Below are 26,704 nucleotides of genomic sequence, written 5' to 3' on the forward strand. Positions count from 1 at the left end.
GCAGTCAGGTCTTGTCACTGCATAAGGGTCGGCAGGCCGTTGGCCATGGCAAGATACAGGGCCAAGACCTGCAACGTGGCAACTCCGAACAGCCAGGCCGAGAATCCGCGTTTTCGGGATTTGTGCCGAAACAGCCATCGTCCAAGCAACGCGCCGGGGCTGCCGCCGAGGGCTGCAAGCCACAACAACCTGCGTTCTGGGATTCTGCGCTTGCGCCGCTGCGCCCGGACCTTGTCCCAGCCGAAACACAGCAGGGTCAGACCGTTAACCGCCCAAAGATAGATCACTGCAATCCACATGAGTGGGACATAGCCAATCGGACAGGTCGACCCAAGTGAAAAAATGCTTGGAATTTTCACGGAATCGCGCCATCGTGAAAAACGAGGAGAAAATTTCACGAGAATCGGAGTGGCCCCCGTGAACAGCCAGGCCCCGCAAAGCGCGACACTCGGAGCGGACATCCGCGCTCTGCGCAAGGCGCGCGGGCTGACGCTGACCGATATCGCGACTCGTCTGGACCGGTCCGTCGGCTGGCTCAGCCAGGTTGAGCGCGACAAGTCCGAACCATCGATCTCGGATCTGCGCCAGATTGCCCAGTGTCTTGGTGTTCCGATGTCGATGCTGTTTGCGCATTCCGCGGCGCCTGCCGCCGAACAGGGCTATGTCGTCCGGGCCGGATCCCGGCGTCCGATGGGGTCCGGCGAAGAAGGGCTGATCGAAGAACTGCTGTCTCCTGATCTGACCGACGATTTCGAGATGGTGCATTCTACCTTTCAACCCCAGTCCCGCATGCAAACCCCTGCAAATCGCCCGACGCAAGAGGTCGGTTACATGGTCTCCGGGCGGCTTGATCTCAAAATCGGCGATCGTGAATACACGGTCGGTCCGGGTGACAGTTTTCGGATCAAGCACGAGCCCTATCAATGGTCCAACCCCTATGACGAGCCCGCGGTTGCGGTCTGGGTCATCGCCCCGCCGGTATACTGATGAGCTTTGAGGCCTGGACCATATTCGCGCTGTTCTGGGTGGTATTCGTTACCACACCGGGGCCGAACGCGGTCAATTGCATCTCGAACGGGATGAACCTGCCATTTGCCAAGGCGATGCTGGGTGTTCTGGCCATTGTGACTCAGGCCAGCGCGTTTTTGATCCTGTCGGCACTGGGCGTGACCGCATTGATCGCGGCGTCCCCAACCGGGTTTTTCATCGCCAAACTGATCGGGGCAGGGTTCCTGATCTGGATGGGCGTGCGCGGCTGGATGAACGCGGCAAAGCCGGTACCTGCCACGGAACGTCCAGCGCGGCACGTCTATCTGCATGCACTGGCCATCGCCACGATCAATCCCAAAAGTGTCGCAGGATACCTGGCCGCGTTTTCGCAATTCGTGCAGCCCGATGTGCCGATCTGGCAGCAAATGTCGGTCATCATGCCAACAGCGCTGGTCATTACGACACTCAGCTATACCGGCTTCACACTTCTGGGCGCGCTCATGGGCAAGGCGGCGCTGGGCGCGGTGTTCAACATCTGGGTGCGCCGGATCATGGCTGCATGTTTCATCATTTACGGTGTGCTGCTGGGAACCAGCACCACGCCTACAGCAAGGGGGTAATAGAATGCAGACAGGATCATGTTTGTGCGGCTCGGTTGCCTTCGCGGTCGACGGTGAGCTTTCACCGCCCTCGGCCTGCCATTGCGGTCAATGCCGCAGGCAGTCGGGTCATATCTGGGCGTCCGCCTCGACGCATCAGGACAATCTCAGTTTTTCCGCCAGTGACACGCTCAGCTGGTTTCGTGCCTCGAATATCGCCCGACGCGGTTTCTGCAGCGCCTGCGGCTCGTTCCTTTTCTGGCAACACAATGACGAGGACACGATTTCGATTTCCATGGGGGCGCTTGACGAACCCACGGGCCTCACGCTCGCCCGCCACATCTTCGTGGCCGACAAGGGCGATTACTACGACATCACGGACGATCTGCCTCAAGAGGCACAGTAACAGGGATCAAACAACATGAATGATTTTCCGACAAAAGCCCGAGTGGTTGTTATCGGTGGCGGTGTGGTGGGGGCTTCCTCGCTGTACCATCTGGCCAAGAAGGGCTGGACCGACTGCGTTCTTCTGGAAAAGAACGAGCTGACCGCAGGTTCGACCTGGCACGCGGCGGGTAACGTGCCGACGTTTTCGACCTCGTGGGCGATCATGAACATGCAGCGCTACTCGACCGAGCTGTATGCGCGGCTGGGCGAAGAAGTCGACTATCCGATGAACTACCACCAGTCCGGCTCGATCCGTCTGGCGCACAGCAAGGAGCGGATGCAGGAATTTGAGCGGGCGATGTCGATGGGCCGTTACCAGGGCATCCCGATGGAGATGTGGACCCCGGAAGAGGCCAAGGAACGCTATCCCTTCCTTGAAACGCATGATCTTGAGGGGGTTCTGTATGATCCGACCGATGGCGACATCGACCCCGCGCAGCTGACGCAAGCGCTGGCCAAGGGGGCCCGCGACATGGGCCAGAAGATCATCCGTTTCTGCCCGGCAACCGGCGTGACCCAGCATGACGACGGCACCTGGACCGTACACACGGACAAGGGCGATATCGCCTGTGATTATGTGGTCAACGCCGCCGGTTACTACGCGCAGCGTGTGGGAGAGTGGTTCAAACCTTATGGCGGCCGAACCGTTCCCGCGATGGTCATGAGCCACCAGTATCTGCTGACCGACGAAATCCCCGAAGTCCAAGCGTGGTCCAAGGAAAACGGGGGCAAGAAGCTGCCGCTGCTGCGCGACGTGGATGTCTCGTACTACCTGCGTCAGGAGAAGAACGGCTTCAACCTTGGCCCGTATGAGCCCAATTGTAAGGGCCACTGGATGACAGAAGATGACCCGATGCCCGAGGACTTCAGCTTCCAGCTGTGGAATGATGATCTGGACCGGATTGAGGACATCGTGACCGACGCGATGGAACGGGTGCCGCTGATGGCAACCTCGGGCGTGGGCCGCGTGATCAATGGCCCGATCCCTTATGCACCGGACGGTCTGCCGCTGATCGGTCCAATGCCGGGTGTGAAAAACGCGTTCGAGGCGCACACATTCACCTTTGGCATCGCGCAAGGCGGTGGCGCGGGCAAGGTGCTGGCCGAATGGATCGTCGATGGCGCGACCGAGTGGGATATGTGGGCTGTCGATCCGCGCCGTTACACCGATTACACCGATCAGGACTATTGCAACCAGAAGGGTCTGGAAGTTTATGGCAACGAGTACGCTATGCACTTCCCCCAGCACGAATGGCCCGCCGCGCGCGACAAGAAACTGTCGCCGGTTCATGCCAAGGTGAAAGAGCTGGGCGGTGTCATGGGCGCCTATAACGGCTGGGAACGGGCCAACTGGTTTGCGCAGCCCGGCGACGACACGTCGCTTGAAGCCACCCACACATGGGGCCGCTCGGGCCCGTGGGAGCAGCGCGTAAAGGAGGAATGCGAGGCCGTGCGCGACCATTGTGGTGTACTGGATCTGCCGGGGTTCTCGCGCTTCATGGTCAAGGGCGAAGGTGCTGCCGAGGCGCTGCGTGGTCTGGTCACGGGTGGCCTGCCCAAGACGGGTCGCATGAACCTTGTCTATATCTCTGATGATCGTGGTCGCATCCTGACCGAGATGTCCTGTATCCGGATGGGCGAGGACGAGTTCGTCATGATCACGGCCGCAACTGCCCAGTGGCATGACCGCGACATTCTGCTGAACGCTATGCCCGAAGGCGTTTCGGTCGAGGATGTGACCACCACCCGCGATACACTGATCGTCACGGGGCCGAAGTCGCGAGAGATCCTGTCGGGCATGACCGATGCGGACCTGTCGACCGGATGGCTGACCCACCAGTCGGCAACCGTCGCCGGGCAACCCGCTTACCTGATCCGTGTTTCCTTCGCAGGTGAGCTGGGTTGGGAGGTTCATGCCCTGAACGAACACATGCCAGCGATCTATGGCGCCATCATTGACGCGGGTGCCAAGCCCTTCGGGATGTATGCGCTCAATTCCCTGCGTGTCGAAAAGGGTTATCGTGCGTGGAAAGGCGACCTGTCGACCGACTACTCGCTTCTGGAAGGCGGTTTGGAGCGGTTCGTGAAACTGGACAAACCACAGGACTTCCCCGGCAAGGCTGCGATCCAGAATGAAAAGCAGCAGGGCGTGAAAAAGCAGTTCGTCACCATGCTGGTCGAGGCCGGAGATTGCGACGCACCGTACATGTCATGCCTCTGGCATGAAGGTCAGATCGTGGGTGAAACCACATCCGGTGCATGGGGGTATCGCATAAATGCGTCGGTCGCACTGGGCATGGTGCGTCCTGATCTGGCTGCTCCGGGCACCGAACTGGAGGTCGAAATCTACGGTCGGAAATGCCGAGCCGTCGTGCAGCAGGACCAGCCGCTCTGGGATCCGGAAAACGCGCGGTTGCGTGCCTGATCCATCAGGGAAAACTGCGGGTCGGCCAAAAGTCAGGCGGACCCGCAATTTGATGCAACACCGCTGTCGGGCATAATGCATCCGCAAAACCTGTAACGGGGAGAGATGGCAATGACCCATCCGGAGACAATGTCCGGTGTTTACCTGACACGCCATGGCGGGCCGGAGGCACTGGAATGGCGTCAGGATATTCCCCTACCCACCCCCGGACACGGGCAGGTTCTGGTCCGGGTGGCTGCGGCAGGCGTCAACAATACCGACATCAACACGCGTGTTGGCTGGTATTCACCGGATGTCACGGGTGCAACGGACGCGGTCGATCAGGATGTCGATGCCGGCGGTTGGGGCGGCGCTCTGCAGTTTCCCAGAATACAGGGCGGTGATTTGTGCGGCATCGTTGAGCGGACAGGGTCCGGCACCGGATTCCAGCCAGGTCAACGTGTCACCTGTCCGATCAACTTGCCGCGCCCGCGCCCCGGTCAACCCAGCGGTTTCATTGCATTGGGTTCTGAGATTGACGGCGCCTTCGCGCAATACTGCCTGGTCGAGGCAAGCGACCTCTACGACGTGTCAGTGTCACCCCTGTCGGACACCGAGATTGCGGCAATACCCTGCGCTTTCGGCACGGCCGAAAACCTGCTGACCCGCGCAGGTGTAACGGCCGGACAAAAGGTTCTGATAACCGGGGCATCCGGTGGGGTCGGGCTGGCTGCCGTCCAACTTGCAACATTGCGGGGGGCTTCGGTCTGGGGTGTAACCAGCGCCTCCAAAGCAGACGTGGTCAAGGGACAGGGTGCGATAGATACCTTTGATCGCGACGCGGCCTTGCCGCCAGACATGTTCGATGTGGTGGTCGACGTCGTCGGCGGACCGGCATTTCCGGGGTTGATTCTGGCGCTGAAGCCGGGCGGGCAATACGCCGTTTCCGGCGCCATAGCAGGCCCGATTGTACAAGCGGATCTGCGCGATATCTATTTGAGGGACATCACCATTCATGGCTGTACACACCAGGCATTCGACGTTTTCGGACGGCTTGTCGAACTTATCAATGCAGGGCGGATCAGGCCGCTTGTTTCGAAGACGTATCCTCTGAAAGACATTGCCCGGGCGCAGGAAGATTTCCAATCCAAAGCGTTTCCGGGGAAACTGGTCCTGATTCCGTAACGAGGTAAGACATGGCAGACATCACCCTTCTGGACGGCTCCATCGGGCAGGAACTGGTCAAACGCAGTGGCGACCGGGCAACGCCGCTTTGGTCAACGCGGGTGATGATGGATCACCCGGAACTGGTGGGCGACGTTCACGCAGATTATTTTCGCCGCGGCGCTACGATCGCGACCACCAATACCTATGCCGTTCACCGTTCGCGCCTGGAACGTGTGGGGTTGGAAGACCAGATCGGAGCGCTGACGGACACCGCCCTGTCTCAGGCAGAACGCGCACGCGCGGGAACCAAAGGGCGCATTGCAGGGTCGCTGGGTCCGCTGCTGGCCACCTACAGGCCCGACCTGCGGCCCGATCCTGAGGACGCCGCTTCGAAATACGCCGAACTTGTCGAACTGATGGCTGACAGGGTCGACCTGTTCCTGATTGAAACCGTTTCGTCGGTACAGGAAGCAGAAGGTGCGTTGCGCGGCACAGTCGATGGCGGGCGTCCCGTCTGGCTGGCCCTGACCGTCGATGACACAGACGGCACACGTTTGCGGTCGGGTGAACACCTGTCGGAAATCTCACCTCTGGTCGACCGCTTTGCTCCAGAGGCCGTGCTCGTCAATTGCTCGCCACCCGAGGCCATGCCTGCGGCTTTGCAAATCATCGCGAACATGGGAAGACCGTTTGGCGCCTATGCGAATGGATTCACCGAAATTTCCGAGGGATTTCTGAAGGACGCCCCGACCGTCGACGCGCTTGAACAGCGCAGCGATCTGGGGCCTCAGGTCTACGCCGAACACGCCATGCGCTGGGTGGAACAGGGGGCCACGATCGTAGGCGGTTGTTGCGAGGTCGGTCCGGACCATATCGAGGCACTGGCCGAACAGTTGCGCGCAGCCGGGCACAGGATTGTCTGAGGGCACAAGAATGCAAAAGCGGACAGGACCCGAACCGCAGGGATCCGGCAAACAGCATCAGTTCGATATCATGGTTGCGCCGGGATACGTTTTGCTGGAGCTCGCGTCATTGGTCGATGTCCTGCGGATTGCCAACCGCGTTTGCCCGAATCCTCCGTTCCGGTACACCTATCGGTCGTTGAAAGGCGGCCCTGTCGAAAGCAGCAGCGGCGCAACCGTTTCAACCGAACCGGTTTCTGCACAACCTGATGCCGACTATCTGTTCGTGATCGGCAATTCCGACCCGGACCTGCCGGACCTGTCACTTGGGCGGGTGGTGTCGGACTATACCTACCGCGGCGCGCAGGTGTTTTTGCTGGCCGAGGCCGCCAGCCGCTATATTGACGAGCAGGGCACGGATGACATGGCCACCCACTGGGAAAACGCATCTTTCCTGCGCGAAAGGGGCGCCCGGTTCGAAGCCAAGATGTCCATCGCAACCCAGCAGGGTTCGGTCGTCACCTGCGCCGGAATGGAGGCGACCACCGATGTCGCCCTGGCCGTTATCGGGCGCCATGTTTCGGGCCCTGCCAGGATGACGGTTGCTGACATCATGCTGCACGAAAACATCCGGGACTTTTCCTCGCAGCAGCCGTTTTCCGGGGTTCGGACCACGGCGACCGGGGATGCAAAACTGGACCAGTGCATCAAGCTGATGCAGGCCAATATCGAAGACCCTTTGCCGATCCAGGACATCGTCAATCTGCTGGGGCTGTCGAATCGGTCGCTCGAACGCAAGTTCCGGTCGATCTTCGGAACCACACCAAACGGATTTTACCGCGAAATGCGGCTGGCGCGCGCGAACAATCTGCTTCTGAACACCACCATGAGCGTGCGCGAGATCGGCCTGGCATGCGGATTTCCCAACGGATTCTCGTCGATTTACAAGAGCTTTTATGGAATCACGCCGTTTGTTCTGCGGCGGGAAAAGCGGGCATCTTCGCAAAGGTGATTTTTGCAGAGGACCTGACGATTTTGATGCATTTGTTGTCGCACATCCGTGGCATTTTATCCCAAACCTGACACAGCGGAGACATCAGGATGGTTGATCTTCCCACCAAGGCCCGAGTGGTCATCATCGGCGGCGGCGTTATCGGATGCTCGGTCGCGTATCATCTGACCAAGAAGGGTTGGACAGATGTCGTGCTGCTGGAACGCAAGCAACTGACCAGCGGCACCACCTGGCACGCCGCGGGTCTGATCGCGCAGCTGCGCGCGACCGCCAACATGACCAAACTGGCGAAGTACAGTCAGGAACTCTATGGCTCGCTTGAGGAGGAAACCGGCGTCGCGACCGGGTTCAAGCGCTGCGGATCGATCACCGTGGCCCTGACCGAAGAGCGCAAGGAAGAAATTTATCGCCAGGCCGCCATGGCGCGGGCATTCGGGGTCGAGGTCGAAGAAATCACGAACGAGCGCGTGGCGGAGCTTTATCCGCATCTGAACCTCGAAGACGTCAAGGGTGCGGTTTACCTGCCGCTGGACGGACAGGGCGATCCTGCCAATATCGCGCTGGCGCTTGCCAAGGGCGCACGGCAGCGCGGCGGCATTGTCAAAGAACGCGTGAAAGTCACCGAGATCGTCAAACAGGGCCGCAAGGTGACAGGTGTGGACTGGGTTGCCGATGACGGCAGCGCCTCGGGCCACATCGAATGCGACATGGTGGTGAACTGTGCAGGCATGTGGGGGCACGAGGTTGGCCGGATGGCGGGCGTCAACGTCCCGCTGCACGCCTGCGAGCATTTCTACATCGTTACCGAGAACATCGATGGTCTGACGCAGCTGCCCGTGCTGCGGGTGCCGGATGAATGCGCCTATTACAAGGAAGACGCGCGCAAAATCCTGCTGGGCGCGTTCGAGCCGAACGCCAAGCCATGGGCCATGGACGGTATCCCGGATACCTTCGAATTCGACCAGTTGCCCGAGGATTTCGACCATTTCGAACCGATCCTCGAAGATGCCTGCAACCGGATGCCCATGCTGGCCGAGGCCGGAATCCATACCTTCTTCAACGGCCCTGAGAGCTTTACCCCCGACGATGCCTACCACCTTGGCCTTGCGCCCGAGATGGACAATTTCTGGGTCGCGGCAGGGTTCAACTCGATCGGCATTCAGTCCGCCGGTGGCGCGGGGATGGCACTGGCCGAATGGATGGATACGGGTGAGAAACCGTTTGACCTTGGCGATGTGGATATCAGCCGGATGCAGCCGTTCCAGGGCAACAAACAGTACCTGTTCGAACGCTCGAAAGAGACGCTGGGCCTGCTCTATGCCGATCACTACCCCTATCGTCAGAAGGCGACTGCGCGCGGTGTGCGGCGGACACCGTTCCACCACCACCTGAAGGAACAGGGCGCGGTATTTGGTGAACTAGCCGGATGGGAACGTGCCAACTGGTACGCCAGTGAAGGGCAGGAGCGTGAGTATCAGTACAGTTGGAAGCGCCAGAACTGGTTCGAGAATTCGGCCGCCGAGCACCGCGCCGTGCGCGAGAATGTCGGCATGTACGACATGTCTTCGTTCGGCAAGATCCGGGTGGAAGGTCCGGATGCCGAGGCGTTCATGAACTATATCGGCGGCGGCGACTACTCGGTGCCCAATGGCAAAATAGTCTATACCCAGTTCCTGAACCGCAGCGGCGGGATTGAAGCGGATGTGACGGTCACCCGCCTGACTGAAACGTCCTATCTGGTGGTCACTCCGGCGGCGACCCGTCTGGCGGATCAGACCTGGATGCAACGCCATGCCGGCAATTTCAACGTGGTCATCACTGACGTCACCGCGGGCGAAGGGGTGCTGGCCGTGATGGGTCCGAACGCCCGCGCGCTGCTTGAAAAGGTCTCGCCCAACGACTTCACCAACGCAACCAATCCATTTGGTACCGCACAGCAGATCGAGATCGGCATGGGGCTCGCCCGCGCGCATCGCGTGACCTATGTGGGTGAACTTGGTTGGGAAATCTATGTCTCGTCTGACATGGCGGGTCATGTGTTCGAAACACTGCACGAGGCTGGTCAGGACATGGGGCTGAAGTTGTGTGGGATGCACATGATGGACAGCTGCCGGATCGAAAAGGGCTTCCGCCATTTCGGCCACGATATCACTTGCGAAGACCATGTTGTCGACGCCGGACTCGGGTTCGCTGTCAAGGTCGACAAGGGCAGTGATTTCATCGGCCGCGAGGCGGTAATCGCGCGCAAGGAAAGCGGGCCAAAGAGTCGCCTGGTGCAGTTCAAGCTGACCGATGCAGAGCCGCTGCTGTTCCACAATGAACCGATCATTCGCGATGGTGAGTATGTCGGCTATCTCAGCTCAGGCAACTATGGCCACACGCTGGGCGGCGCCGTTGGTATGGGATACGTGCCATGTGAGGGCGAGAAGGCGGCTGATGTATTGGCATCGAGCTATGAGATCGACGTGTGCGGTGTGAAGGTTAGGGCAGAGGCATCGCTGAAGCCGATGTATGACCCTAAATCCGAGCGCGTCAAAGTCTGAACCGGTGCGTTGGGGGCGCTGCCCCCGCCGCAGCAAGCTGCGCCTCCCCCGGGATATTTGCAGCCAGATGAATGAAGGATCCCTTGTTCATCTGGCCAAAAATATCCCGGAGCGCGAGGCAGAGCCTCGCAAGCGGTGAAAAGCCAGCTGAAAGCCCAAGGCGCGATCCTATCAAGGTTCTTGATACGTGCGTTCACAGAAATCACAGTTCCCAACCCGGCCTGAACTGCCGTAAAGACGAACGGTATCAGCCGGAGACCTGACATGGCGGACATCGCTGCTCCAACTCAGAACGTCGATACGCCGCGCGGTCTGGCGCTGGCTGTAACCGCCTATGTACTGTGGGGGTTTCTGCCGCTGTACATGAAGGCGATGGCGCATATCGGTCCGGTCGAGGTTGTGGCCCATCGGGTGATCTGGTCCGTGCCGGTCGCCGGTCTGTTGCTGGTCGCGCTTGGACGTACAGGTGATCTGAAGGCGGCCCTGCGAAACCCAAAAATGCTGGGCATGGCCTGCCTGACGGCCGCTTTGATTTCAGTGAACTGGGCGATCTATGTCTGGGCTATTGCCACCGGGCGGGCGCTGGACGCGGCCTTGGGGTACTATATCAACCCCTTGTTCAGCATTGCGCTGGGCGCGGTTTTGCTGCGCGAACCTTTGAACCGAACGCAGATAGTAGCGGTTGGGCTGGCAGCGCTGGGCGTCATCATACTTGTGCTAGAAGCCGGAGCACTGCCCTGGGCCGCACTGGGTATGATGTTTACTTGGGGCTTTTACGCGTTCTTCAAACGCTCCCTTCCTATCGGACCAAACCAGGGATTCCTTCTCGAGGTTCTGGTTCTTCTGATCCCGGCTTTGGCCTATGTGACCTGGCTGGGCGCGCAAGGCAGAGGGCATTTTGGGATGGCTGGGGCGGATACGATGCTGCTGGCGGGTGCCGGTGTGGTGACGGCGGTGCCTTTGCTGGTTTATGCCAACGGCGCCAAGTTGGTGCGGTTGTCCACCATGGGCATTCTGCAATACATCGCCCCGACCATGATCTTCATCACCGCGATTACCTTGTTTGGAGAACAAATCGATCGTGGTCGCATGATCGCCTTTCCGCTGATCTGGGCGGCTTTGATTGTCTATTCGGTTCCGATGATCCGGCAGATTCGGGCTCAGTCCTGACGCAGCGCGCGGGCAACTTCATCCGCCCAGATCGCGTAGGTTTTCGGACTGGGGTGATACCCGTCTGGCGCGGCAAGCGCCGGGTCATCCGGCAAATCCAGCACGAGGTGCCGGCACTGAGGGCGCTCTGCGACCACCTTCTGCAGCGCCTGATCCAGCCGTCGCGCCTGACGGTCCAGAACCCAGGCCAAAGGTTGGGGTAGCGCCGGGAAACGGCCCATTTGCGGGACTGCAGTAACAATCACGCGCCGCGCGCCCATGGTGCCTGTCAGCAGAGACATCAGGCGGGTTTGTCGTTCGGCAAACCGGCGTTGCGTCACGGCGCGGGTGACGTCATTCACACCCAGCGCCGTCACCACGGCATCGAACTGAGTATTCAGTGCCCCAAGACGGTCTATAGTATCCTGCGTTGTATGGCCGGTCGTAGCCTCCAGCCGCCATTCAACACAATAGTGCCGCGCCAGCCGCTGGACGAGTTGCCCGGACAAGGCTTGTTTCTGCGTGCCTGCGCCTACGCCGGCAGCCGAACTGTCACCCGTGATCAGCAACCGCAGCCGGGGCCCGCGGCCATCTCGGCCTTCGCGCGGCCCTGATGGCTCGGGCAGCATCTGGGCATTGCGCCGGACAGACAGGCCCTGCATCGCCAGAACCGGCAGCAGCGGAAGGCGCAGAAGCTGATCAGGGGCGACAGGAGCACGCATGGTCAGCTCAGCGCCTTGCGAAATTCCAGAAAGCGGGCGTCGCTCATCACCCGCGCCATCATCGCCTCACGCAGGGCGCCGACGGTTTTGTGCGGGCGCATGACCACTTCGAATTTCTGGATCAGGCCATCGTCATTCAGCGTGATCAAATCCACACCCACGGCATCCAGTTCACCGACCTTGCATTGGAACTCCAAAGCCCAGTCGCAACCTTCGCCCATAACACGGCGATAGCGAAACTCGGAAAACACCTGGCTGACATGCCCAAGCACTGCCGCAACCGGTGCACGCCCGGTCCATGTGCTGTAATAAGTCGGCGGCAGGAACTGCACATTCTCGGCCAGCAGATCCGGTATCTGGGCCTCGTCACCTTTTGCAACCGCGTCCTGCATGCGCTCGATTGTCGGATGCATCTCTGTTCCTCCTCAACTGGGTCCGAGAGTTGCCGAACGATGGGTCGCAGGCAAGGACGACGTTGCGGGAGGTCGCGCGCTGCGATAGGCAAGCCCGCATGAGCGAGACCTACACCCCCCCAAACATGCCACTGGATGTGCTGCATGAAGACGCGCAGCTGATCGTGGTGAACAAGCCGCCGGGCCTGCTTTCGGTACCCGGCCGGGGGGAGCATCTGTCGGATTGCCTTCTGACCCGGGTTCAGGCGGCTTTTCCTCAGGCCCTGCTTGTTCACCGGTTGGACCGGGACACGTCAGGTGTGATGGTGTTTGCACAAACACCGCATGCGCAACGCCATCTGGGTCAGCAGTTCGAACAGCGCCAGACGCGCAAAACCTATGTTGCGCGTGTGTGGGGCCAGGTTGAACCCAAATCCGGAACGGTTGATCTGCCTCTGATCGTCGACTGGCTAAACCGGCCGCGCCAGATGGTATGCCACGAGACCGGCAAACCTGCGGTGACGGACTGGCGGGTCGTTCGACATGAGGACCGCAGCACGCGCATTCGGTTGTTTCCCAAAACGGGCCGGTCGCATCAGCTGCGGGTTCACATGCAGGCATTGGGGCACCCGATCCTGGGTGATCCGTTCTATGCGACGGGTGCGGCGCGGGATTACCCGCGCCTGATGCTGCATTCCGAAGAGCTTCGCCTGAAGAACCCCGAAGGCGGAGTTGCGATGAAATTCAGGGCCAAGCCCGATTTCTGAAGCTAAAGCACCCAGCCCCATATCATCTTGAGGTTGCCCAGAGAAATTCGTCTGACACGCCTTCGCTGTTGCATGGACCGACAGTGGCGTTCGGCCATGATCTGGCGTTCAATCTCAAACCCGCGCAAGGTGTGATCTTGCGACCATCTTCCGAGTTTCAGCGTCATCATGACGTGGTTGTCGCGGCTTGGCATGATTGCTCTCCATTTTTTCGTGATGTGCCAAACATTGCAGCCCTCTCCTGACACTACCCTGTCAGTGGGGTGTGCTATTGTGTCAGCAGACCGTCAGGAGGATGCGATGGGCCGATCTACCCGTCTGTTTGAAATTATCCAGATCCTGCGCATGTCCGATGCGCCGGTGACAGCGGATGCGCTGGCTGAGCAACTGGAAGTATCTGTTCGCACCGTGTACCGCGATATCGCGGCTCTGCAGGCGCAGCGGACGCCGATCGAAGGAGAGGCGGGCGTGGGCTACGTGATGCGCCGGGGGTATGATCTGCCGCCGCTGAACTTTGATGCGGAAGAGATTGAGGCGCTGTGGGTTGGACTGTCAATGCTGGCCCGCACGGGTGACAGTACCCTGCAACAGGCCGCAGACCGCGTTTGCCGAAAAATCGAAGCGCTGCAGGTGCCCGCAGACTGGTTGCAGGTGGCGCCGTGGGGGGCGCCTCGGGACGATCCTGACAAAGGGTGTGTTCCGGTTGCCAGCTACCGCGAGGCAATCCGGGCGGAACAGAAACTCAGGCTGGTTTACGTCAATTCCGAAGACGAACGTACGGAACGTGTCGTACGCCCGGTTGCGCTGATCTATCACATCGAATGCACGATGCTGGCGGCATGGTGCGAGTTGCGAAACGGGTTTCGACACTTTCGCACGGACCGGATCTGGGCGTGTGACGTTCTGGACGCGCATTTCTGCGGTCAGGGCCAGCCGCTGCGCAACATCTGGCAGGAGAACAACAATTGGGATGCGTCATCAGCCCCTGCTTGACCGGCAGGTAATTGCCGATTTCACCGGAATGTTGCTTGAGGCTTCAACGGCCTGCCGTGATATACTGGCCCAAACAAATCAAACCCGATGAACGGGTTCATGAGCAGAGGGTAAATCCATGACGATTTCCAAGTTTGTTATTTCTGCCGGGCTGTGTTCGGCACTTGTTCTTGGCGCATGTACCGACCCAGGTACGCTTTCAGTGCAAAGTGACCCCAATCAGAATGCAAAGCAGGGTGCCTTGCTGGGCGGTTTGATCGGTGCAGGCGTCGGCGCTATTGCAAATGACTCGGATCCGCTTTTGGGTGCGCTGGCCGGTGGTGCCATTGGTGCCGCAGGTGGCGGCGTCATCGGCAATCAGCTTGATCGCCAGGCGGCGGATCTGCGTCAGCAACTGGCCAATGACGGGATCACCATCGTCAATACAGGCGACCGCCTGATCGTCACCGTCCCCAATGACATCACCTTTGATACCGACAGCTCAACCGTGCGCCCGGGGCTGCGGTCCGATCTGGTGAAGGTGGGGCAGAATCTGGTCAACTACCCGAATTCGAACGTTCAGATCATCGGCCATACCGACAGCGACGGCGACGCCACCTATAATCAGGGCCTGTCCGAGCGGCGGGCCAATGCCGTGGCCGATATCCTGCAGGCCAATGGCGTCAGCTATTCCCGCATCACTACAATCGGTCAGGGTGAAAACAATCCGGTCGCTTCGAACCTGACGCCGGATGGCAAGGCGCAGAACCGTCGGGTCGAGATTGTCGTCGTGCCCAGCGGCAACGCCTGATCGGATCCAACAACCGTGGACAGGGCACATTCTCTTGCCCTGTCCATGCGCACTGACTGTGCGTCAACAGGGCTATGGTCCCGGTCCATCCCCGTATAAGTTCCCGAAAACAACAAAGCGGAGTTCCCGATAATGTCCGAACCGACCCTTCTGGGCCTGTCCGGTTCGTTGCGCCAGAACGCGACAAACCGAAAGTTGCTGCGCGAGGCCGCGCGGTTGTTCGAGCCCGGCACTTTCATCGAGGCCGACCTCAACCTGCCTCTATATGACGGTGATCTGGAGGCGGGTGAGGGCATTCCCGCGTCGGTTCAGGTGCTGGCTGACCAGATTGCGCAGGCCCATGCGGTGATCATTTCGACCCCGGAATACAACAAGGGGCCGTCCGGTGTGCTGAAAAACGCGCTGGACTGGGTCAGCCGAACCAGTGGCAAGCCATGGGCGGACAAGCCCGTTGCGGTGATGTCCGCCGCTGCTGGTCGGGCCGGCGGCGAACGCGCGCAGATGATGTTGCGCGCCTATATGGTGCCGTTTCAGACGCGCATCCTGCAAGGTCCTGAAATCCATCTTGCCGACAGCTCGAACGCATTTGACGATCAGGGGCGGCTGAGTAGCGAGCGCTATGAGAACCCGCTGCGGACGCTGATGCAGAAGCTGAAAGCCGAGGCCGGCTTCTGAGGTCAAGGCGCGGTACTTGTTCCGCAATGCCCTGGCGCGTAACGTGCGGGTATGTCAGATGAAACTCCGGCTGAAACACAGCAGGACATTATGGATCCCGCGCGCGCCGCTGCCTTGCAGGTGGCGCTGGGACAACCAGTTTCCGTTGCGGCGGGCGCACCGCTTCCGCCGTTTTTTCACCAGTTGTATTTCTGGTCACCGCTTCCACCCGATCAGCTTGGCCGGGATGGGCACCCCAGGGTGGGCGGCGGCCTGATCCCGGATCTGGGCCTGCCACGTCGCATGTGGGCCGGAGGCCGGTTGCGGTTCCGCGCGCCCCTGGTCGCGGGCAAGCCAGCCCGGCGCCGGTCCTTTCTGGAAAGCGCCACGTCAAAAACTGGCCGGACCGGGCCGCTGGGTTTTGTCACCTTGCGGCACGAAATCTGGCAGGGGGAAGATCTATGTCTGACGGAATTGCAGGATCTTGTTTACCGTGAAGACCCTTCGGCTGATGCAATCAAGCCGAAGCCGCCAACGGCCAGAACCGACCAAACGGATCGCCGAGAGCTTGGGTTTTCCTCAACTTTGTTGTTTCGGTATTCGGCACTGACATTCAATGGCCACCGGATCCACTATGATCTGGACTATGCGCGCGACGTCGAAGGCTATGACGGGCTTGTCGTTCATGGACCGTTGCTGGCGCAGCATCTGATGTTGTTTGCAACCGATCTGATGGGGCCGCTGTCCGAGTTTTCGTTCCGCGCGTCCTCCCCACTCATGCACTTCGAAACGGCGGCCCTGTGCCGGAACGGTCGCGAGCTGTGGGTCGCGGGGCCGGACGGCCGGAAATGTATGCAGGCGGTTGCCACTCCGGTGTCAGAGTGAGTCTTCGGGTCTGAATCCCTCCGGTATCTGATCGCGGTTTTCCAGTATCAGATCGGCCATGACATCGGCCACTTTGGGGGCCATGCCGAAACCGATCTTGAAGCCGCCATTGGCAATGTACTGACCCCTGTGCATCGGATGTTCGCCCAGCATTGGTGCGCGGCTTTTGCTGCGGGGGCGGACCCCGGCCCAGCGTTCAATCACTTCGGTGCCGTGCAGAACGGGAACGGCGCGCGTGGCGCGGTCGATCACGTCTTCCAGCGCGCTGTCGGTGCTGGAAGGGTCTTCATAGTCCCGCTCGGATGTCGATCCGATGGCCAGAGTGCCGTCCGCATGGGGCACGATGTGAATTGCATCAACAAAAAGCTGAGGCACCGACCCTGCATCGAACCTAAGCAGGGCAGCCTGGCCCTTGACCCCATTGCCAACAGTTTTGCCATAGTGGCGGTTCAGTTCCAGCAGGCCCGCCAATCCGGTGGTGTGTACGACCCGACCCCGGTCGGGCGCGTCTGTGGCAATTTCGACCCCCATCACGGACAGGGCCGCAACCAGCGCGGCACAGGCCCGTCTGGGATGCATGCGCGCACTCAATGTGTCGTGGATGACGTATCCCGTCGGGCTGGGCGGGCACCAGGCGCCGGCCTTGGCGGTTTCAACAACGCGCCATTCTGCCTGTCCCTGCCACAGTTCGATGGCCGTTTTAGCGCGCTGATGCGCAAGATCCAGATTGCGCTGGTCAGCGATGGGCTGCAGGCGACCCAGACGCGCATAACCGGGTGACACGCCACCTGTCGCTTCGACCTGGTTCCAGAACGCTTGGGCCATGATCAGGCTGTCGAACTGAAATGCCTTTTTGGCATTCCAGTTTTCCGGCACATGAGGCGCCAGTGCGCCGACCAGACCACCGCTGGAGCCCGAGCCGGGACCATAAGGATCGACTACCTGCACCTTTGCGCCGCGCCGCGCGCAGGTCCAGGCAATGGACAGGCCGAAAATACCCGCGCCACGCACTGTCACATCGACCATTGCCAATCCCCTTTTCCTTGTTCAGTGTCGCGCCGCCTAGCTACAGGATTCCCCGATGGCAGACCAGCGCGCCGAACTGACCTGGACGGACGAGCAGATCCCGATTTCGGACCGGTTCGACGATCCATATTACTCGCTCCAGAACGGGCTGGAAGAGACACGGCATGTGTTTCTGGCGGGCAACGATCTGCCCGGTCGCTTCGCGCCGGGTTTTCGAATCGCCGAGCTTGGATTCGGAACCGGCCTGAACATGCTGACGGTCTGGTCCGCGTGGGAGGCATCCGGTCAGACAACACCACTGACCTTCACCAGTTTCGAAGCCTTTCCGATGGATCCTGCAGACATGGCACGCGCACTGGCATGTTTCCCAGAGCTTCAACCCTGGAGCAGCCGGTTTCTGGCGCATTGGCAAGGTGGCGAATGCGATCTTGGCACGCTGCACCTGAAAGTGATCGAAGGCGACGCGCGTGAAACCCTGCCCGCTTGGTCGGACATTGCGGACGCCTGGTTTCTGGATGGGTTTTCCCCGGCCAAGAACCCGGAGTTGTGGCAGGCGGACCTGTTAAAGCAGGTCGCCGGTCACACTGTGGCTGGCGGAACAGTCGCGACATATACCGCCGCCGGTTTCGTGCGGCGTGCGTTGACCGAGGCCGGGTTTTCAGTCGCGCGTTCGCCCGGATACGGGCGCAAACGGCACATGACACGGGCGATCAAAGAATGAGTCAGCAGAACAACGTGCGGGCCGGGATCGCCCTGATGGTCGCGGCCACAATCGTCTTTGCGTTGCAGGACGGGATTTCGCGTCATCTGGCCGGAACCTACAACACCTACATGGTCGTGATGATCCGGTATTGGTTCTTCGCGGCATTTGTCATCACCATCGCGGCCCGTGCACCCGGCGGGCTGAAGGCGGCAACACAAACCAGCCAGCTTGGGCTTCAGGTCATCCGGGGTGTGTTGCTGGCGGCCGAGATCTGTGTGGCCGTTTTCGGGTTCACGGTTCTGGGTCTGATCGACAGCATGGCCGTTTTCATCTGTTATCCCCTGTTAGTGGCCGCGCTTAGCGGGCCGGTTCTGGGTGAAAAGGTGGGCTGGCGGCGCTGGTCCGCGATCGGGGTCGGTTGCATCGGGGTCCTGATCATTCTCGAACCGGGTGTTGGCGTCTTCAACCCCTGGGCGGTCATTCCTTTGATTTCGGCCCTGATGTTTGCGGTCTATGGATTGCTGACCCGATACGTTGCCCGTCGCGACAGCACGGCCACCAGCTTTTTCTGGACGGGTGTCGTCGGGGCGGTGGCCATGACGCTGGTTGGCATGTGGTTCTGGGAACCGATGGCCCAGGCGGACTGGTTGTGGATGGCACTATTGTGCGTCAGCGGCGTGACAGGGCATTGGTTGCTGATCAAATGCTATGAAATGGCGGAAGCCAGCGCAGTTCAGCCCTTTGCCTATTTCCATCTGGTCTGGAGCGCACTGTTGGGCATTTCGATATTTGGCGAAACGCTGCGCCCAGCTGTTGTCGTGGGCGCGGCGCTTGTCGTGGCGGCAGGTCTGTTCACCCTATGGCGCGAAAGACGCCAGGGTTGAGCCGGTAAGTTCCTGCGAAAACGGAATGGGCAGGGCCGGCTTGCCCAGACGCGCGCGATAGACGGGCATGCTTTCCGCGACGCGCATGACATAGTTGCGCGTTTCGCTGAACGGGATGGTTTCGATCCAGTCGATGACGTCGACCTCTCCGGCGCGGGGATCGCCAAAGCGTTCCATCCACGAAATCGGACGCTTGGGTCCCGCGTTGTACCCGGCCGCCATCATGACCACGTTGCCTTTGAACTCGGCGGCCAGCCCGGACAGGTAGTTCGCCCCCAACTTGGCGTTGTATTGCCAGTCCGATGTGAGGCGTCCGGTCTGATGGCCGCTGAGGATACCCATCTCCTGCGCGACCAGCTTGGCGGTGGCTGGCATGACCTGCATCAAACCACGTGCGCCGGCTCCGCTGACCACGACCGGGTCAAACTCGCTTTCTCTGCGGGCAATGGCCAGGGTCATTTCTTTCGCCATGGGCAGGCCCATATCGGCCACCGGATGGACAGGGTAGTAGGCCGCAGGCAGAACCGATCCTGTTCTGGCGGCGCGCTTGGCGATCATGACTGCCAGATGTGGCTCCTTGAGTTCCAGCACCAGATCACCCAGTTGACCGGCCTCAACCGGATCGAGACCTTCCACCAGATGGGTCAGAAACTGTTCTGTCAGATTATCTTCGCCGGCTCGCAGCAGCAGAAGCCCAGCTTCCAATACACTGGAATTCGCAAACCCGGCCTGTTTCCAATGCGGTGCACGGCGCGGGTTGGCAAGCTCGCTGTCAAACGGGCGCCCGATGCGCTCGGCAGCCAGCAGGCCATAGAAGGAAGTCTGGTAATCCGCGCCGATTGCGTAGGCGTCATAGGCCTTGTCCGCATCGCCCTGCGCCGCATAGGCCCGGCCAAGCCAATAGCCGCCGCGCCCTTTGGAAATTGGCGACTGAACTGCGGCCGAGAAATTCTGGAAATGGCGCACGGCCGTGTCCGGATCGTTCAGTTTGCGCAGCGCGAGGAACCCGGCGAGCCATTCCAGATCAGCGTAACCATAGCCCATTTCGGGCGTCATGTGATGGTTGGCTGCCACGTCATAGGCGCGTGCGATATTTCCGTTGCGCATCTCCAGCCGCGCCAGCCTGCGCCGCCCTTCGGCCCATTTGTCCGGCTCGCCCAATGCCTGTGGGCTGGTCGAGCGTTCCAGCATCAAGTCGATGGCGCTGTCGTCAAGTTCCTTGCGGTCCCGCCATACGAATCGGTCATAGGCCAGCCCGGCTGACGACGCCAGCGAGTCCGGTACTGCGGAAATCTTTGCATCCACACCGGGCTGGCGTTTTTGCAGCGCGATTCTGGCTTCGGCCAATTTCCGTTCATCCGCACTGACCAGCGGCAACATCTGATCAGCGCTGACCAGATGCCCGTCCCAGAGCATACGGTCCAGCCGGGCCGCGTGATGCGGTTTCAACAATTTGCCGAAGTTTTCCAGATAGTCCTTCTGCAAACCCGACCCCATGGGCATCGTGCGCCAGGCCATCACGATATCCGCCTCGGCATCGCCCCTGCGACCCTTGGCCATCAGGGCAACCGCGAAATTCAAGGCACCCTCGGCGGTTTGCGGCGGTGAGCCGTCGTAGAACTTCAATACCCGGTCTGGGTCGGCCCCGGTGAACGAAGGTTCGCTTTTGCGGCGCAGCCAGGCCAGTCCGGGCCAGTCCGACCGGCGGTCGAGAAACACAAGTACATCGCCCGAACTGCCAAAGCCGCTGCGCAACCAGTGCCAGACGATGATGTCACGGGACACCGACCCGCGCGTTCCTGCGACGCGCAGGGCCTCGTTCCAGTCGCCTTTGCGCATCTCATTCAGCGCGGCGCGCAGGTCCGCGGCGGCATCCGCGCGCGCCTGAGCCGTCGAACAAAGAATCACGGTGATCAATACCGCCAGAAAACGTGTCATCCCTTGCATTTCCCAACCAACCAAGGATACAGCCATTCAGGATAAACCTTGCGCCGCCGGGATCAACTCACAAACCGAAGATTGTGATAAAGGGTGGCGCGTTCACAGCAAACTGTACGCTAAGGAGCGTTCCATGTTCAAAGGCTCGATGCCAGCACTCGTCACCCCGTTCCGAAACGGTGAGTTGGACCTGGACACGCTCAAACATCTGGTGGAATGGCAGATCCAGGAAGGTTCGACCGGGCTGGTGCCGGTGGGAACCACGGGCGAAAGCCCAACGCTCAGCCATGAAGAACACGAAGTGGTGGTGGAAGAGGTCGTCAAGGCCGCTGCCGGCCGCGTACCGGTCATCGCGGGTGCCGGATCCAACAACACCGTCGAAGCGATCCGGTTCGTACAGTTCGCCGAGAAGGTCGGCGCGGCTGCGGCTCTGGTTGTCACGCCGTATTACAACAAGCCGACCCAAAAGGGTCTGATTGCCCATTTCAGGGCGTTGCATGATTGCGCGGGTATTCCGATTGTCATTTACAACATCCCGGGCCGCTCGGTGATCGACATGACACCGGCGACAATGGGCGAACTGGCACAGCTGCCGCGCATTGTCGGGGTGAAGGATGCAACCGGCGATCTGGCGCGGGTCAGCCAGCAGCGGGCAAGCTGCGGTACCGACTTCTGCCAACTGTCCGGGGAAGATGCGACCGCTTTGGGCTTCAACGCGCATGGCGGGGTCGGATGCATCTCGGTGACGGCAAACGTGGCACCGCGCCTGTGCGCCGAATTCCAGCAGGCGACCCTTGCAGGTGATTACGCCAAGGCGCTGGCCTATCAGGACCGTCTGATGCCCCTGCACGAAGCGATCTTCATCGAACCCGGCCTTGTCGGCGCCAAATACGCGCTCAGCAAACTGAACCGTTGCAGTGAAGACGTGCGCTCGCCCCTGACCGGGCTGGACAGCAGCACAAAATCTGCCATCGACGCGGCAATGGCCCACGCCGGACTTCTCTGAACGCGCTCGACACGAAAAAAGGGCGGCATTCACCGGGTGAAGCCGCCCTGTTTCTTTTCGGTATCCGGACTTCTTTTGTTCGAAATTCCCCCGGTGGTGGACTGAGCCTATGGTTCAGGAGGGGCTGACCCCCTCGCTTCAGCGCTTGCCGTAATACAGCCCGACCACATGCTCTGCCTGAGCGAAGAACAGCCAGCGTGATACGGCAACGCCAGCCAGGTGCGACAGCACGGCCAACAGCACAAAGAAATGGCTGAACGGCAATACCAGCAACACAACGGGGACAAGGAAGGCCAGCGTGAACGAAATGATCCGCAGCTTTTCGGCGTGTTTGCGTCCGACCACATGCACGAATTCGCGCAACAGGTAGTTAGTCCCGGTATGCGGCGGTTCAAACGCCCGGACGGTCCCCCTCGACCCAAGCCCTGTTGCGGTGCCCAGATCCGTTCCCGAAGCCGCAAGGGCTTTGTCGCCCCGCACCCAGTACAGAATCTGAACCAAACCGGCAATCATCAGCAGGGGACGGGCCAGTCCCGTCTGTCCGGCCAGCAAGGCGCCGCCGGCCAGGCTGAAGGTAATAAACATGAGCGGGGTCAGTTTCATGTTCCAGCGTGGAATGGTCTTCAACTGGGTATAGATCATCGAGGTGGTAAACACGGTCGCCAGTGAAAACAGCGCCCCCAATGCGCCCAGAACGCTCCAGCTCTGGCCCAGAAAGACCACGCCAAAGGCATAGAGGCCCATAAGAACCAATGCGATGACCGCGCACCAGCCCTCACGCGAAAGCCAGCTTGATCGCCACTGCGAAAAGGCTTTGAGCGCGCGTTCGGGGTGGCCCAGATGGAAGGTCGACGCCATCAGGCCGCCAACGGCCAGACCATAAGCGATAGCGTAGAAAACAAAAGCCACCCAGCCGGTGACGTCCGGGCTGCCAAGGCCAAGAAAGAACAGCAGGCCAAAACCAAGGCCGGACAGCGTGGTGAAGATGATAACGGAAGGTGCCGGATGCATCAGAGCTTCTCCAGAGTTTTGTCGAGCCAGCCCAGAAACCCCTTAGGTTCTTCGGCGACGGGTGCCAGAAGCGGTGCCAGGATGTCGATCTGTTCTTCGACAGTGTCCTTCGGGCGCGGCGGCAGGTATTTGTTGACGGGCTTGGTGCCCATTTCCGGCATCAGATCCATGCCATCCCGTTCGGCGACCAGTTTTGATACATCGCTGTTCGGATCACCCAGATCGCCAAAATGCCGGGCCCCGGCGGGGCAGGTACGCACACATGACGGGATGCGATCCACCTCGGGCAGGTTGTCGTTGTAAATCCGGTCGACGCAGAGGGTGCATTTTTTCATCACCCCTTCGGCCTGATCCAGTTCGCGGGCGCCGTAAGGGCAGGACCATGCACACAGGCCGCAACCGATGCAGTCGCTTTCATTGACCAGTACGATTCCATCCTCGACCCGTTTGTAGCTGGCTCCGGTCGGGCAGACGGTGACACAAGGCGCGTCTTCGCAGTGCAGGCAGGATTTGGGGAAGTGGATCAGCTGGGCGTGCCCTTCGGCAGGCTGCACCTCGTAGGAATGCACGCGGTTCAGGAAAGTCCCCGACGGGTTGCCGCCATAGGCATCCTGATCCGACAAAGGCGCGCCATAGTTTTCGGTGTTCCAGCCTTTGCAGGAAATCACGCAGGCGTGGCAGCCGACACAGGTGTCCAGGTCGATCACCAGACCCATCTTGCGCTCGGTTGACTGAGGGAGTTGGGTCATGTCATTGGATCTCCGCTGCCGGGGAGGGGGCCAGCCCCCTCTTGAGCCTCCGGCTCAATTCACCCCCGGGATATTTCTGGCCAGATGAAGTTTGGACCTCGGTCATTTGCCCACCTTCCATGCCAGATCGGTCGGACCGGTTCCGACAGGTGATTTGATCGGTGGGAAGGCCGGCTGGCTTTCCGTCATTTCCTGCGGCGCGGCTGCTTTTTCGATTTTGACTTTCAGATCGAACCATGCGGCCTGCCCGGTGATTGGATCGGAGTTTGCCCAACGCAGCCCGTCACCTTTCGGGGGCAAAAGCTCGTGGATCAGATGGTTCAGAAGGAATCCCTTGGTGGCCTCGGGGGCGTCCTCCTGCAGGGCCCACGCGCCTTTGCGTTTGCCAATGGCGTTCCAGGTCCAGACAGTATTGTCGTTCAGCGCCGCCATTTCCATCACCGGCACGGTGATTTCACCATGCGGAGACGTGACTTTGGCCCAGTCGCCGTCCGACAGGTTGTGTTCTCGCATCAGTTTGGTCGGCACATAGAGCGGGTTGCGTCCGTGCAACTGGCGCAGCCACGCATTCTGGGTGCCCCAGCTGTGATACATTGCCATGGGCCGCTGGGTCAGGGCGTTGACGGTGAACCCCTCGTTCCCGGTCTGATCGGTTTCGTACCAGATCGGCAAAGGATCCATCGTGTCCTTGATGCGCTGGCGTAGATGATCGGGCGGTTGGCGCTCGCCATACCCTTCGGCTGCCAGCTGGAATTTTCGCATCGGCTCGGAGTAGAGCTGGAACAGGTATGGTTGTGGACTGTCATAGAGGCCCAGGTTGACGGCCCAGTTCTGATAGGCGCTGTTCCAGGGTTTGTAGTACAGCGCCTCATCCGGCACATGTTCGACGTAGAACCCGCCGTTTTCAATGTAACGGTCCAACTGATCCGGGTTCACCTCGCCGCGCCCGGCCTGATCGCCGTTCTCGCCGCGGAAGCCGGCCAGCGGGCCAATGCCCGGCTTGCGCTGGTGATTGACCATATAGTCGGCGTAATCGGTGTACTTGGCGGCGCCGTCTTCGTTCGTAAAGCCGGGCAGGCCCAGCTTGTTGGCAAGCTGGATCAGAACCGTCTGGAACCCGCGCACATCCCTGTCAGGCTCGATCACCGGCCAGCGGATGGCGTCTGCGGCGCCGTCCGCCTCGCAGATCGGGCGGTCAAGCAGCGAAATGCAATCGTGCCGCTCCAGATAGGTGGTGTCGGGCAGGATAAGGTCGGCATAGGCGACCATTTCCGAGGAATAGGCGTCGGAATAGATGATATGCGGGATCACATAGTCGCCGTTCTCATCCTTGTCCGTCAGCATGTCCATGACACCCTTGGTGTTCATGGTCGAGTTCCAGGACATGTTGGCCATGTACATGAACAGCGTGTCGATCTTATAGGGATCGCCGGCATGTGCGTTTGAGATCACCATATGCATCAGTCCATGGCTGGACATCGGGTTTTCCCAGGTGAATGCCTTGTCGATCCGTGCTGCGCTGCCGTCGGCCTTCAGCGCCAGATCATCCGGACCGCGTACAAAGCCCAGATGTGGGCCGTCCAGCGGTGAGTTCGGTGTGACCTTGCAGTGTGGCGTCGGGTGCGCCTCGACCGGTTTGGGGTAGGGCGGTTTGAACCGGAAACCGCCGGGCACTTCGACCGTGCCCAGAATGATCTGCAGCACATGCAGCGCCCGGCAGGTCTGGAATCCGTTGGCATGGGCCGAGACGCCGCGCATCGAGTGCATGGCGACGGGGCGGCCGATCATCTTGTCATGTTTCTCGCCCCGGAAGTCGGTCCATTCCTGATCGATCTCGAAGGCCTCGTCAAAGGCGACGCGGGCGAGTTCCGCTGCAATGGCGCGGATGCGCTTGGCGGGGATGCCGCACTTTTCGGCGATGGCTTCGGGGGCGTATTCCTCGCTGAGGTATTTCTCGGCCATCAGGTGGAAGACCGGGCGGTGGGTGACGCCGTCTTTTTTGTAGGTGGCCGACAGGTCTGGGCGCACGCCGGGTTTGTCAAAGGCGGTCAGTTCGCCGGTTGCACGATCAATGACCAGCGGTTTGCCGTCTGAATCGCGCAGGAACAGGCCCTGTTCCGGCCCGTCCGAGGCGTTTACCAGCACAGGCGCGTTGGTGTAGCGGCTGAGATAGTCCAGATCGATCTTGCCGGCTTTCATGAGCACATGGATCATCGACAGGATGAACAATCCGTCAGTGCCGGGTTTGATGCCAACCCAGTCGTCAGCAACAGCGTTATAGCCCGACCGGATCGGGTTCACGCCGATCACCCGCGCGCCGCGCGCCTTGATTTTGCCGATGCCCATCTTGATCGGGTTGCTGTCATGGTCTTCGGCCACGCCGAACAGCATGAACAGCTTGGTGTGATCCCAGTCGGGCTGTCCGAATTCCCAGAATGCGCCGCCCATCGTGTAGATGCCGCCAGCTGCCATGTTGACCGAGCAGAACCCGCCATGGGCTGCATAGTTACAGGTGCCGAAATTCTGCGCCCAGAAGCTGGTGAAGGATTGGGACTGGTCGCGGCCGGTGAAAAAGGCCAGCTTCTCGGGGTTGTCTTCGCGCAAGGGCTTCAGCCAGCCGACGGCGATGTCCAGCGCCTCGTCCCAGCTGATTTCTTCGAACTCGCCCGAGCCGCGCGGCCCAACCCGTTTCAACGGTGCGCGCAGCCGTGACGGCGCGTTGACTTGCATGATCCCGGCACTGCCCTTGGCGCACAGAACGCCCTTGTTCACCGGGTGATCGCGGTTGCCTTCGATATAGGCGACCTTGCCGTCTTTTATGTGCACATTGATGCCGCAACGGCAGGCGCACATATAGCAGGTGGTCCGCCTGATCTCGTCCGAGACCTTGGGAGAAGTGTCTAGGATCGGCTGCTGATGCGTCATTGGCGGGTCCTGTCGGTTGTGTCGGGATGAACTTGTCACTTTCATT

Annotated in this window: 26 protein-coding genes; 17 read left to right on the forward strand and 9 right to left on the reverse strand. The window is 60.5% G+C overall.

What is annotated here, in order from left to right; translation table 11 throughout:
• Positions 1-14: 14 nt before the first annotated feature.
• Positions 15-359, reverse strand: a complete 345-nt coding sequence (locus ACR0MI_RS08305) for a DUF1294 domain-containing protein (protein WP_480440844.1) — start codon at positions 357-359, stop codon at positions 15-17.
• 58 nt (positions 360-417) lie between these two features.
• Between ACR0MI_RS08305 and ACR0MI_RS08310 the strand changes: the two genes are divergently transcribed.
• The 9 genes from ACR0MI_RS08310 (at position 418) to rarD (ending at position 11,234) form a co-directional block, all read left to right on the forward strand.
• Positions 418-987, forward strand: coding sequence for an XRE family transcriptional regulator (locus tag ACR0MI_RS08310; protein WP_170614263.1), 570 nt, complete (start codon positions 418-420; stop codon positions 985-987).
• The gene (locus tag ACR0MI_RS08315; RefSeq protein WP_170614264.1) at positions 987-1,610 is read left to right on the forward strand and encodes a LysE family translocator; all 624 of its coding nucleotides are present in this window, start codon (positions 987-989) and stop codon (positions 1,608-1,610) included. Before ACR0MI_RS08310 ends, ACR0MI_RS08315 begins: the two co-directional genes overlap by 1 nt.
• Positions 1,611-1,614: 4 nt before the next feature.
• Positions 1,615-1,995 carry a GFA family protein gene (locus ACR0MI_RS08320; protein ID WP_170614265.1) on the forward strand — a complete coding sequence of 127 codons (381 nt, stop codon included), beginning with the start codon at positions 1,615-1,617 and terminating at the stop codon, positions 1,993-1,995.
• Between the two features lie 15 nt (positions 1,996-2,010).
• Positions 2,011-4,461, forward strand: coding sequence for a GcvT family protein (locus tag ACR0MI_RS08325; RefSeq protein WP_170614266.1), 2,451 nt, complete (start codon positions 2,011-2,013; stop codon positions 4,459-4,461).
• Between the two features lie 111 nt (positions 4,462-4,572).
• Entirely contained in the window at positions 4,573-5,625 is a 1,053-nt protein-coding gene (locus ACR0MI_RS08330) for a zinc-binding dehydrogenase (protein ID WP_170614267.1), read from the forward strand.
• Positions 5,626-5,636: 11 nt separating this feature from the next.
• Positions 5,637-6,530 carry a homocysteine S-methyltransferase family protein gene (locus tag ACR0MI_RS08335; RefSeq protein WP_170614268.1) on the forward strand — a complete coding sequence of 298 codons (894 nt, stop codon included), beginning with the start codon at positions 5,637-5,639 and terminating at the stop codon, positions 6,528-6,530.
• Positions 6,531-6,540: 10 nt separating this feature from the next.
• The gene (locus ACR0MI_RS08340; RefSeq protein WP_170614269.1) at positions 6,541-7,521 is read left to right on the forward strand and encodes a helix-turn-helix domain-containing protein; all 981 of its coding nucleotides are present in this window, start codon (positions 6,541-6,543) and stop codon (positions 7,519-7,521) included.
• Between the two features lie 89 nt (positions 7,522-7,610).
• Positions 7,611-10,064, forward strand: a complete 2,454-nt coding sequence (locus ACR0MI_RS08345) for an FAD-dependent oxidoreductase (RefSeq protein ID WP_170614270.1) — start codon at positions 7,611-7,613, stop codon at positions 10,062-10,064.
• Between the two features lie 264 nt (positions 10,065-10,328).
• Complete coding sequence (gene rarD, locus ACR0MI_RS08350) at positions 10,329-11,234, forward strand: EamA family transporter RarD (RefSeq protein WP_170614271.1); 906 nt, start codon at positions 10,329-10,331, stop codon at positions 11,232-11,234.
• Here the strand turns inward: rarD and ACR0MI_RS08355 are convergent.
• Together ACR0MI_RS08355 and ACR0MI_RS08360 are read right to left on the reverse strand one after the other, a co-directional pair.
• Positions 11,225-11,935, reverse strand: coding sequence for an SGNH/GDSL hydrolase family protein (locus ACR0MI_RS08355; protein ID WP_170614272.1), 711 nt, complete (start codon positions 11,933-11,935; stop codon positions 11,225-11,227). The genes rarD and ACR0MI_RS08355 overlap by 10 nt on opposite strands.
• Before the next feature lie 2 nt (positions 11,936-11,937).
• Positions 11,938-12,348, reverse strand: a complete 411-nt coding sequence (locus ACR0MI_RS08360) for a nuclear transport factor 2 family protein (RefSeq protein WP_170614273.1) — start codon at positions 12,346-12,348, stop codon at positions 11,938-11,940.
• Between the two features lie 98 nt (positions 12,349-12,446).
• On the opposite strand from ACR0MI_RS08360, the gene ACR0MI_RS08365 reads away from it, so the two are divergent.
• A complete protein-coding gene (locus ACR0MI_RS08365; RefSeq protein ID WP_170614274.1) occupies positions 12,447-13,094 on the forward strand; it encodes an RluA family pseudouridine synthase in 648 nt (215 codons plus the stop codon).
• Positions 13,095-13,096: 2 nt separating this feature from the next.
• On the opposite strand, the gene ACR0MI_RS08370 is transcribed toward ACR0MI_RS08365, so the two are convergent.
• Positions 13,097-13,288, reverse strand: coding sequence for a hypothetical protein (locus ACR0MI_RS08370; protein ID WP_170614275.1), 192 nt, complete (start codon positions 13,286-13,288; stop codon positions 13,097-13,099).
• Between the two features lie 106 nt (positions 13,289-13,394).
• On the opposite strand from ACR0MI_RS08370, the gene ACR0MI_RS08375 reads away from it, so the two are divergent.
• The 4 genes from ACR0MI_RS08375 to ACR0MI_RS08390 all read left to right on the forward strand — a co-directional run bounded on the left by ACR0MI_RS08375 (position 13,395) and on the right by ACR0MI_RS08390 (position 16,416).
• Positions 13,395-14,087, forward strand: a complete 693-nt coding sequence (locus ACR0MI_RS08375; RefSeq protein WP_170614276.1) for a helix-turn-helix transcriptional regulator — start codon at positions 13,395-13,397, stop codon at positions 14,085-14,087.
• Between the two features lie 118 nt (positions 14,088-14,205).
• A complete protein-coding gene (locus ACR0MI_RS08380) occupies positions 14,206-14,877 on the forward strand; it encodes a YiaD family glycine zipper/OmpA-like lipoprotein (protein WP_170619275.1) in 672 nt (223 codons plus the stop codon).
• Between the two features lie 132 nt (positions 14,878-15,009).
• The gene (locus ACR0MI_RS08385; RefSeq protein WP_170614278.1) at positions 15,010-15,552 is read left to right on the forward strand and encodes an NAD(P)H-dependent oxidoreductase; all 543 of its coding nucleotides are present in this window, start codon (positions 15,010-15,012) and stop codon (positions 15,550-15,552) included.
• 51 nt (positions 15,553-15,603) lie between these two features.
• A complete protein-coding gene (locus ACR0MI_RS08390; protein WP_170614279.1) occupies positions 15,604-16,416 on the forward strand; it encodes an HTD2 family dehydratase in 813 nt (270 codons plus the stop codon).
• On the opposite strand, the gene ACR0MI_RS08395 is transcribed toward ACR0MI_RS08390, so the two are convergent.
• A complete protein-coding gene (locus ACR0MI_RS08395; RefSeq protein WP_170614280.1) occupies positions 16,408-17,442 on the reverse strand; it encodes an NAD(P)/FAD-dependent oxidoreductase in 1,035 nt (344 codons plus the stop codon). The two genes, ACR0MI_RS08390 and ACR0MI_RS08395, sit on opposite strands and share 9 nt — an antisense overlap.
• A gap of 55 nt (positions 17,443-17,497) precedes the next feature.
• Between ACR0MI_RS08395 and mnmC2 the strand changes: the two genes are divergently transcribed.
• Positions 17,498-18,163 carry a tRNA (5-methylaminomethyl-2-thiouridine)(34)-methyltransferase MnmC2 gene (gene mnmC2, locus ACR0MI_RS08400; protein ID WP_170614281.1) on the forward strand — a complete coding sequence of 222 codons (666 nt, stop codon included), beginning with the start codon at positions 17,498-17,500 and terminating at the stop codon, positions 18,161-18,163.
• Entirely contained in the window at positions 18,160-19,029 is an 870-nt protein-coding gene (locus ACR0MI_RS08405) for a DMT family transporter (protein ID WP_170614282.1), read from the forward strand. The genes mnmC2 and ACR0MI_RS08405 overlap by 4 nt, the downstream gene beginning before the upstream one ends.
• Here ACR0MI_RS08405 and ACR0MI_RS08410 read toward each other — a convergent pair.
• Positions 19,003-20,967: a lytic transglycosylase domain-containing protein gene (locus ACR0MI_RS08410; protein WP_480854110.1), complete on the reverse strand. Its 1,965-nt coding sequence runs from the start codon at positions 20,965-20,967 to the stop codon at positions 19,003-19,005. The genes ACR0MI_RS08405 and ACR0MI_RS08410 overlap by 27 nt on opposite strands.
• A 133-nt stretch (positions 20,968-21,100) precedes the next feature.
• On the opposite strand from ACR0MI_RS08410, the gene dapA reads away from it, so the two are divergent.
• Entirely contained in the window at positions 21,101-21,973 is an 873-nt protein-coding gene (gene dapA / locus ACR0MI_RS08415; protein ID WP_170816952.1) for a 4-hydroxy-tetrahydrodipicolinate synthase, read from the forward strand.
• A gap of 138 nt (positions 21,974-22,111) precedes the next feature.
• On the opposite strand, the gene ACR0MI_RS08420 is transcribed toward dapA, so the two are convergent.
• The 3 genes from ACR0MI_RS08420 to ACR0MI_RS08430 all read right to left on the reverse strand — a co-directional run bounded on the left by ACR0MI_RS08420 (position 22,112) and on the right by ACR0MI_RS08430 (position 26,658).
• Complete coding sequence (locus ACR0MI_RS08420; RefSeq protein ID WP_170816951.1) at positions 22,112-22,984, reverse strand: DmsC/YnfH family molybdoenzyme membrane anchor subunit; 873 nt, start codon at positions 22,982-22,984, stop codon at positions 22,112-22,114.
• Positions 22,984-23,733, reverse strand: coding sequence for a 4Fe-4S dicluster domain-containing protein (locus ACR0MI_RS08425; RefSeq protein ID WP_170614286.1), 750 nt, complete (start codon positions 23,731-23,733; stop codon positions 22,984-22,986). The genes ACR0MI_RS08420 and ACR0MI_RS08425 overlap by 1 nt, the downstream gene beginning before the upstream one ends.
• A gap of 102 nt (positions 23,734-23,835) precedes the next feature.
• The gene (locus ACR0MI_RS08430) at positions 23,836-26,658 is read right to left on the reverse strand and encodes a molybdopterin oxidoreductase family protein (protein ID WP_170816950.1); all 2,823 of its coding nucleotides are present in this window, start codon (positions 26,656-26,658) and stop codon (positions 23,836-23,838) included.
• Positions 26,659-26,704 lie beyond the last annotated feature (46 nt).

It is taken from the genome of Ruegeria sp. D4 (assembly GCF_056534475.1).